An 8177-nucleotide genomic window follows, 5' to 3' on the forward strand; every position below is an offset into this window, starting at 1 on the left:
CATGGCGCGCAGCGCGGCCAGACGCTCGGGCCGGACCGCCTCCGCCGCCAGCACCAGCGCGCCTTCATCGGTGCCCAGCACCACCGGCACCCCGAGGCGCAGATCGGCCAGCGCGCGGGCGCGGCGCTCGACGGGATCGGGGCGGAAAGGCATGAACGCATCCTCGCGGCAGGCCGGGACGCCCCGGCACGGGGGGCGAATGTAACATTTCGAGCGGGAGCGACAACTCGGCGTGAGAGATGGACACGAAACTTGAGCCACACGTAACCGTTACACATCTGTGGAGCCGGTAGCTCATGGAGGCGTCGAGATGGCACAAGTGAAGAAGATCCTTTTGGTGGATGACGAGGACGACTTGCGCGAGGCGCTGAGCGAACAGCTCGTCATGACCGAGGATTTCGATGTCTTCGAGGCGGGCAACGGCCACGAGGCCATGGCGCAGGCCAAGGCCGGGCTGTTCGATCTGGTGATCCTCGACGTCGGCCTGCCCGATACCGACGGGCGTGAGCTGTGCCGCGTGATGCGCAAGCAGGGCGTCAAATGCCCGATCATCATGCTCACCGGCCACGACAGCGACAGCGACACCATCCTCGGCCTCGACGCGGGCGCCAATGACTACATCACCAAGCCGTTCAAGTTCCCGGTGCTGCTCGCGCGCATCCGTGCCCAGCTGCGCACGCATGAGCAGTCCGAGGACGCGGTGTTCCAGCTCGGGCCCTACAGCTTTCGGCCCGCGCAGAAGCTCCTGGTGACAGAGGACGACCGCAAGATCCGCCTCACCGAAAAAGAGACGAACATCCTCAAGTTCCTCTACCGCGCCTCCGAGGGCGTGGTGCCGCGCGACGTGCTGCTGCACGAGGTCTGGGGCTACAACGCCGGTGTCACGACCCATACGCTCGAGACGCATATCTACCGGCTGCGCCAGAAGATCGAGCCCGATCCCTCGAACGCGCGGCTGCTCGTGACCGAATCCGGCGGATATCGGCTGGTGGCCTGATACGGTCGGAACCGGCGCGGTGGATGCGCGTTTGGCACACGAAGCCCCCGTGGCGGGGTCACGCCACATACCTCCCTGTTGGACTTTGCCGGGCTTCGTGCCCGGCTTTTCTTTGCCTGCCCCGGCCGCACGGATGTGACTGCGACAAGAGGGGGGCTGGGGCAGGGCGGCGCCGCGCGTTAGTCTAGGGCGAGACCATGAGGAGTTCTCCATGTCCCTGACGCGCCCGTTCGTTCCCGTCCTCGTCGCCGCGCTGCTCGCGCCGTTCGCGGCCCATGCCGAGACCGAGACGCTGCGGGTGCGCAATCGCTCCGGCGTCGACCTGGTGCGCATGTTCGCCTCTCCGGTGACGGATGAATACTGGCGCGACGACCTGTTGGGGGAGTACGTGGTGCCCTCGGGTGGCAATGCCGACGTCACCATCCGCAACGTCTCGGAATGTCTCTACGACCTGCTGATGCTCTTCTCGGACGGCGCGGTGGTGCCCGACCGGGTCGATGTCTGCGCTTCGGACAGCTACACGGTCGAGCCCTGAGGGCGGGGCGGGTGGCCTTCGCGGGCGCAAAGGTCTAGTCAGGCCCGGCCCTGATCCGGAGACCGCCTATGCCCTTCACCCTGTGCACATGGAACATCAACTCGGTCCGCGTGCGCGAGACGCTGGTGAGCCGCCTTCTGCAGGAGGAGGGGCCCGACGTTCTGTGCCTGCAGGAGTGCAAGAGCCCGGTCGAGAAGATCCCGCTCGAAGCCTTCAAGGCGCTGGGCTACGACCACATGATCGCGCGCGGGCAAAAGGGCTACAACGGCGTGGCCATCCTGTCGCGCCTGCCGATCGAGGAGGTCTGCGCGCATGACCACGCGGATCTCGGCCATGCCCGTCACATCTGCGGGCGGCTGGAGAACGGCGTGACGATCCACAACTTCTACGTCCCCGCCGGCGGCGACGAGCCCGACCGCGAAAAGAACGTGAAGTTCGGCCAGAAGCTCGACTACCTCACGCACATGCGCGACGATTTCCACGCCAACCGCCCCGAGCGGGCGATCCTCGTGGGCGATCTCAACATCGCCCCGCGCGAGGACGACGTGTGGAACCACAAGCAGCTCACCAAGATCGTCAGCCACACGCCGGTGGAGATCGAGCACCTCGCGCAGGTGCAGGACAGCGGCGATTGGGTCGATGTGACGCGACAGGACATCCCCGAAGGGCAGCTCTATTCGTGGTGGTCGTATCGCGCCAGGGATTGGGAGGCCGCCGACCGGGGCCGCAGGCTCGACCACGTCTGGGCGACCTCGGACATCGCGGGTGCCGCGCATGGCAGCCGGGTGCTTAAATCGGCGCGCGGCTGGGAAAAGCCCTCCGACCACGCCCCCGTCTTTGCCAGCTTCGACCTCTAGGGCTTGGCGCGCGGGCCTCGCGCGCACATATAGTCACCTCGAAACACCGCCCCGCCCGACACAGAGGGGGGCCGCACATCACAGCAGGAGCCTCACCATGCTCGGTCTCAACGACAGCGCCCCCGCCGCCCCCGCCAAGGACGACCTGATCCGCGAGGGCTCCGACGCGAGCTTCATGAAGGACGTGGTCGAGACCTCGAAGACCGTGCCGGTGATCGTCGATTTCTGGGCGCCGTGGTGCGGCCCGTGCAAGACGCTGGGACCGGCGCTGGAGGCCGCCGTCACCAAGGCGGGCGGCAAGGTCAAGATGGTCAAGATCGACGTCGACCGGAACCAGGCCGTCGCCGGCCAGCTGCAGGTGCAGTCGATCCCGACCGTCTATGCCTTCTGGCAGGGCCAGCCGGTCGACGGGTTCCAGGGCGCGCTGCCTGGCTCGGAGATCGAGGCTTTCGTGAACAAGCTCGTGGCGCTGGGCGGCGGCGAGGAGGATGGCGGCCTCGCCGAGGCGATCGAGGCGGCGCAGGCGATGCTCGACGAGGGCGATGCCGTCGGGGCCGCGGAGGTGTTCGGCGCGATCCTGCAGGAGGACGACAAGAACGCCGCCGCCTATGCCGGGCTGGCGCGCGCGCATCTGGCGATGGACCAGGTCGATCAGGCCGAGGCGGTGCTCAACGGTGCCCCGGCCGAGATCGGCCGCACGCCCGAGATCGACGCCGCCTTCGCGCAGATCGCCCTGGCCCGTCAGGCCAGCAATGCGGGCCCCGTGGCCGAGCTGCGCGGGCGCGTCGAGGCCGATCCCTCGGATCTGCAGGCGCGCTACGATCTTGCCACGGCGCTTCAGGCCAATGGCGAGACCGCCGAGGCGGTGGACGAGCTGCTCGAGATCTTCCGCCGCGACCGGGAGTGGAACGACGGCGCCGCCAAGGCCCAGCTCTTCACCATCTTCGAGGCGCTGCCCGCCAAGGATCCGATCGCGCTCGCCGGTCGGCGCCGGCTGTCGTCGATGATATTTGCCTGAGCGGTGCGGCAGGCTAGGTCGCCTCGCATGATGACAGGCGTGGACCTTCCCGAGACGATCCCGGTGTTTCCGCTTCCAGGCGCGCTGCTCTTGCCCCGCGCCCGCCTGCCGCTGCACATTTTCGAGCCGCGCTATCTCGCGCTGATCGAGGATGTGATGAAGACGCCGCATCGGCTCATGGGCATGATCCAGCCCTATGAATCGGCCGCCGGCGACACCCGGCTGCACGCCATCGGCTGCGCCGGGCGGCTCACCGCCTTTTCCGAGACCGAGGACGGGCGCTACATGGTCACCCTCTCGGGCATCTCGCGGTTCCGCGTGCGCCACGAGGTCGAGGGCTTCATGCCTTACCGGCGCTGCGAGGTGAGCTGGGACGGCTTCGACCGCGATCGCGGCGCGGTGGAAACGGACCCCGGGCTGCAGCGGGAGAGCTTCCTCGCGCTGCTGGCGAAGTTCTTCGAGGAGCACGGCCTGTCGACCGACTGGGAGAGCCTGGAGGAGGCCGAGGACGAGCTTCTGATCAACTCGCTCTCGATGCTCTGCCCCTTCGAGAGCGAGGAGCGGCAGGCGCTTCTGGAGGCGCCGACGCTTGTCGAGCGGCGCGAAACCCTGACCACGCTGATCGAGTTCGCCCTGCGCGGCGGCTCCGGCGATGAGGTGATGCAATGAGCGACGATCCCAACCTTCCGGGCGACCAGCCGCCGAGCTCGGTGCCGCCGGTGGACCCGATCCCCGACCCCCAGCCCGACCCGCGCGCCGGGCGCGCCGCGTTTGATCGGCGCATGCTCGAAGCCCTCGTCTGCCCGCAGACGCAGGCGCAGCTGAGCTACGACGCCGAGCGGCAGGAGCTGGTGAGCCGCGCAGCCAACCTCGCCTATCCGATCCGGGGCGGCATTCCGGTGATGCTGGCCGACGAGGCGCGCGCGCTCGACTGATCCGCCTAACGCATCAGCTCGGGCAGCTCTCCGGTCAGCCCGGCGGCCTCGCGGATCATGGCGCGGCGCAGCGGCCCGATGGCGCCCAGCGCCCCCATCCCGGCATCGCGCGCCAGCCGCAGGAGCGGATTGTCGTTGGAAAACAGCCGCGTGGTGAGATCGGTGGTCGCGGCCAGCGTCGCCGTGTCGAAGCGCCGCCAGCGGGCGTAGCGCTCCAGCACCAGCGTGCTGCCGGTGTCCTCGCCCCGCGCGCGCGCCTCGCGCAGCACCTGCGTCAGTGCCGCCACGTCGCGCAGACCGGCATTGAGCCCCTGTCCCGCGACGGGGTGCAGCCCATGCGCCGCGTCGCCCACCAGCGCCACGCGCGGTGCGGTGAAGCGCTCGGCGAGGCTGAGGCCGAGCGGGAACAGGCCCCGTGCGCCGATCAGGGAAATCTGCCCGAGGAAATTGCCGAAGGCCGGGCGCAGCGCGTCGAGATACGCGTCATCCTCCATCGCGGCGAGCTTTTCGGCCCGCGCGGCCCGCTCGCTCCAGACGATTGAGGCGCGATTGCCGGTGAGCGGCAGGATCGCCAGCGGCCCGCCCGGCATGAAGAACTGATGCGCGATGCCCTTGTGCGGCAGCTCGTGCTCGACGGCGCAGGTCACGGCGCTCTGGCCGTAACCCCAGCCATGCCGCCGGATGCCCGCCCGCGCGGCGGTGCCGCTGTCGCGCCCGTCGCAGCCCACGAGCAGCCCCGCGCGCAGGGTCTCGCCCGAGCCGAGCGTGACCGCGATGCCGCCCGGCCCGCTGCCTTGGGCAACCACCGTCTCGGGCGCGCGCAGCGTGATGCCCTCCGCGCCCTCGAGCGCCTTGGCAAGGGCGGCGCGCAGGTGCCGGTCCTCGACCATATGGCCCATCGCGCCGTCCTCGATCTCGGCCGAATCGAAATGCAACCACCACGGGGCAGGGCCCTCGCCCGCGCGCCCGTCGGTGACCTTGATCTCGGCCATCTCCTGCGCGTTTCGCGCGAGACTCTCCCACAGGCCGAGCCGTCCCAGCATCCGCCGCCCGCCCGCGGCGATGGCATAGGCGCGCCCGTCGAAGGCACCCGCCTTGCGCCGGGGCGGTGCGGCATCGACGAGGGTGACGGTCAGCCCCGCGTGGGCGAGGGCGAGGGCCAGCACCGGGCCGTTGAGACCGCCGCCCAGTATGAGAATGTCGCTGTCATGGTCCATGGCGCTGACTATGGGGCGAGGGGCGGGATTGTCCATGCGCCGCGATGCCCGTGCCCGCCGCCGCGCCGGAACGACGCGGCGCAAGGGGGAGGGGATGCCGCGCCACAGGCTGGTGCAGCTTCGGCGATCTGGCGCATCTTCGGCGATAAAGACACATGCAGGGCAGGCTGGGGGCGAATGCTGGACATCGTCCTGCCCGCGCGGGTAGTTTCGTGCCAAGAGGGGCACTGGCACGACCCCCGTTCATGAGGCAGCAATGGATTTCCCCGATCGGTTCTCGGACCTACCGGATTACGCGTTTCCGCGCCTGCGGAGCCTGCTTGATTCGCACAAGCCCGGTGGCGCGCCGCTGGCGATGACCATCGGCGAGCCGCAGCATCCCTATCCCGACTGGGTCGGCCCGACCATCGCCCAGGCCGCAGCGGGCTTTGGCAAGTATCCGGTCAACGAGGGCTCGGAGATGCTCTTGGGCGCGATTTCGGGCTGGATCTCGCGCCGCTACGCGGTGGATCTGCCCAAGGAGCGGCTCCTGGCGCTCAACGGCACGCGCGAGGGGCTTTACAACGCCGCCATGGCGCTGTGCCCCGAGGGCCGGGGCGGCGCGCGCCCGCTGGTGCTGATGCCCAACCCCTTCTACCAGGTCTATGCCGTCGCCGCGCTTTCGGTCGGCGCGGAGCCGGTCTACCTGCCTGCCACGCAGCAGACAGGCTTTCTGCCCGATCTCGACGCCATTCCCGCCGAAACGCTGGACCGCACGGCGATCTTCTATCTCTGCTCGCCCTCGAACCCGCAGGGTGCGGTGGCCTCCGAAAGCTATCTCAAGCGGCTCATGGAATTGGCCGAGACGCATGATTTCCGGGTCTTCGCGGACGAGTGCTATTCCGAGATCTGGCGCGACACGCCGCCGCCCGGCGCGCTGGCCGTGGCGCAGGCCATGGGCGCGGACCCCGAGCGGCTGGTGGTGTTCAACTCGCTGTCCAAGCGCTCGAACCTGCCCGGCCTGCGCGCCGGATTCGCCGCCGGCGGCCCCGAATCAATCCGCCGGATGCGCCAGCTGCGCAACTATGCAGGCGCGCCGCTGCCGCTGCCCTTGCAGGCGGTGGCCGCGAAGGCGTGGTCGGACGAGGATCATGTGATCGAGAATCGCGCGCTCTATGGCGCGAAATACGACATCGCTGATCGGGTGCTGGGCGATCTGCCCGGCTATGCCGCGCCGGAGGCCGGGTTCTTCCTGTGGCTGCCGGTCGAGGATGGCGAGGCGGCGACATTGAAGCTGTGGCGCGAGACGGGGGTGCGGGTCTTGCCCGGCGCCTATCTGGGGCGCGACGTGAACGGAGAAAATCCCGGCAAGGGATATGTCAGGGTCGCCATGGTGGCCCCGGCCAACGAGATGCAGCGCGGGCTCAAGACGCTCCGCGCCTGCCTCTACGACTGACGAGAGGACAAGCGACATGGCGTATCAGACGAGGGGGCGCGAGCCCCTGCTGGACAGCAACACGCAGGCGGCGCTGGAAAAGCGCGGCAAGGAGCTGCTCGGTCTCGCGCTGATCGCCGTGGGGCTGGTGGTCGCGATGATGATCGGCTCCTATTCGCCCGACGATCCCAACTGGATGCTGGCCTCGGACGCGCCGGTGCAGAACTGGCTGGGCCGCTTCGGCGCCTCGCTCGCGCAGCCGATCGTGATGATCGTCGGCCGCGGGGCATGGATGCTGCCGCTGGTGCTTCTGGTCTGGGGCACGCGGCTGACGCTGCACCGGGGCGAGGAGCGGGCCATGTCGCGGCTCACCTTCGCGCCGATCGTCGTGGCGCTGGCGGCGGTCTTCGCCGCGACGCTGACGCCCCCCGATGGCTGGAGCCACAGCTTCGGCCTCGGCGGCCTGTTCGGCGACACGGTGCTGGGCCTGCTACTCACGGTGCTGCCCTTCGGCGCGGGCTTCGGGGTGAACCTGCTGGCGCTGCTTTTGGGGGCGGGCACGCTCGCGGCCGCGGCCTTCGTCACCGGTTTCACCCGCGAGGAGACGCGCGGGCTGTGGCGTCTGTTCCTGTTGGGGCTGGTGATGGCCTATGCGCTCGGCCTGCGGCTGATGGGCCGCGGCGCGACGGTGTCGATGCGCGCGGCAGAGGTTCTGCGCGGCCGCATCGGCGACGAGATCGAGGCGCGGCGCGAACAGATGCGCCGCGACGCCGACCTTGCCGCCGAGGAGGAAGCCGCCGCGCGCGCCGTGCCCGAACCGAGTCAGACCCAGCGGGTCTCGGCGGTGGTGCGCGCCCATGCCGCCAAGCGCATGGCCGCCTCCGCCCCCTCGGAGGCGACCGCCCATTACGCGCCCGAAGAGGATGACGCGCTGATCGAGGAGTCGATGCCGGCGCGGCGGATGCCGCCCGCCGTCTCGCGGGTCATGCCGCGCCACATGCCCCCCGTGCCGCCCGCCCCGCCGATGGCGGAGCAGCATGGCGGCTGGGCCGAAGACGCCCGGCCCGAGGAGGCATGGGCCGAAAACACGCGGGCCGAAAACGCCTGGACCCAAGACGCCTGGCCCGAAGACGACGCGGCCCCGACCGGCTGGGACGAGGCGGCGGATGAGGATCACGCACCGTCCTCCGCCGCCCCGGCGCGC

Annotated in this window: 9 protein-coding genes; 8 read left to right on the forward strand and 1 reads right to left on the reverse strand. The window is 69.7% G+C overall.

The features are described from left to right. Window positions 1–310 precede the first annotated feature (310 nt). The 6 genes from NHG85_RS15785 (at window position 311) to NHG85_RS15810 (ending at window position 4342) form a co-directional block, all read left to right on the forward strand. The gene (locus NHG85_RS15785) at window positions 311–997 is read left to right on the forward strand and encodes a response regulator transcription factor (protein WP_253334056.1); all 687 of its coding nucleotides are present in this window, start codon (window positions 311–313) and stop codon (window positions 995–997) included. Window positions 998–1208: 211 nt separating this feature from the next. Next, window positions 1209–1532: a hypothetical protein gene (locus NHG85_RS15790; RefSeq protein ID WP_253334058.1), complete on the forward strand. Its 324-nt coding sequence runs from the start codon at window positions 1209–1211 to the stop codon at window positions 1530–1532. A gap of 68 nt (window positions 1533–1600) precedes the next feature. After that, window positions 1601–2389: an exodeoxyribonuclease III gene (locus NHG85_RS15795; RefSeq protein ID WP_253334060.1), complete on the forward strand. Its 789-nt coding sequence runs from the start codon at window positions 1601–1603 to the stop codon at window positions 2387–2389. A gap of 97 nt (window positions 2390–2486) precedes the next feature. Then, window positions 2487–3407 carry a thioredoxin gene (trxA, locus tag NHG85_RS15800; RefSeq protein ID WP_253334062.1) on the forward strand — a complete coding sequence of 307 codons (921 nt, stop codon included), beginning with the start codon at window positions 2487–2489 and terminating at the stop codon, window positions 3405–3407. A 27-nt stretch (window positions 3408–3434) separates the two neighbouring features. Beyond that, window positions 3435–4076, forward strand: a complete 642-nt coding sequence (locus NHG85_RS15805; RefSeq protein ID WP_253334064.1) for an LON peptidase substrate-binding domain-containing protein — start codon at window positions 3435–3437, stop codon at window positions 4074–4076. A 113-nt stretch (window positions 4077–4189) separates the two neighbouring features. After that, window positions 4190–4342 carry a Trm112 family protein gene (locus NHG85_RS15810; RefSeq protein ID WP_253334078.1) on the forward strand — a complete coding sequence of 51 codons (153 nt, stop codon included), beginning with the start codon at window positions 4190–4192 and terminating at the stop codon, window positions 4340–4342. 5 nt (window positions 4343–4347) lie between these two features. Here the strand turns inward: NHG85_RS15810 and NHG85_RS15815 are convergent, their stop codons facing one another. Beyond that, window positions 4348–5559 carry a UbiH/UbiF/VisC/COQ6 family ubiquinone biosynthesis hydroxylase gene (locus NHG85_RS15815; protein ID WP_253334066.1) on the reverse strand — a complete coding sequence of 404 codons (1212 nt, stop codon included), beginning with the start codon at window positions 5557–5559 and terminating at the stop codon, window positions 4348–4350. Between the two features lie 256 nt (window positions 5560–5815). Here NHG85_RS15815 and NHG85_RS15820 point away from each other — a divergent pair, with 256 nt between their 5' ends. Together NHG85_RS15820 and NHG85_RS15825 are read left to right on the forward strand one after the other, a co-directional pair. Beyond that, the gene (locus NHG85_RS15820; protein WP_253334068.1) at window positions 5816–6994 is read left to right on the forward strand and encodes an aminotransferase class I/II-fold pyridoxal phosphate-dependent enzyme; all 1179 of its coding nucleotides are present in this window, start codon (window positions 5816–5818) and stop codon (window positions 6992–6994) included. Between the two features lie 16 nt (window positions 6995–7010). Then, the coding region (locus tag NHG85_RS15825) for a DNA translocase FtsK 4TM domain-containing protein (protein ID WP_253334076.1) at window positions 7011–8177 on the forward strand (1167 nt) is incomplete at its 3' end.

This window comes from Limimaricola litoreus, from assembly GCF_024159025.1.
GTDB lineage: Bacteria > Pseudomonadota > Alphaproteobacteria > Rhodobacterales > Rhodobacteraceae > Limimaricola > Limimaricola litoreus.